The following is a 236-nucleotide window of genomic DNA, read 5'->3' on the forward strand; positions in this document are numbered from 1 at the left end:
CCAAGTGGAAAATATTATGTATCATTATGTTGTACTGATATAGATATTAAAGCATTTGAAAATACTAATAATCAGATAGGTTTAGATTTAGGAATTAAAGAATTTTGTATCTCAAGTTGTGGAGACTTTATAGAAAATCCTAAGTATCTTAAGAAGTCATTAAACAAACTTGCTAAATTACAAAGAGAACTATCGAGAAAAACAATTGGTAGTTTAAATAGAAATAAAGCAAGATT

At 25.4% G+C, this 236-nt stretch carries 1 protein-coding gene; it reads left to right on the top strand.

What is annotated here, in order from left to right; genetic code table 11:
• Positions 1 to 236: transposase (locus KGF38_RS20225; protein ID WP_227832708.1), on the top strand; the 236-nt coding region annotated here is incomplete at both ends.

The organism is Clostridioides sp. ZZV14-6387 (assembly GCF_020657835.1).
Taxonomy (GTDB): Bacteria; Bacillota; Clostridia; order Peptostreptococcales; family Peptostreptococcaceae; genus Clostridioides; species Clostridioides difficile_A.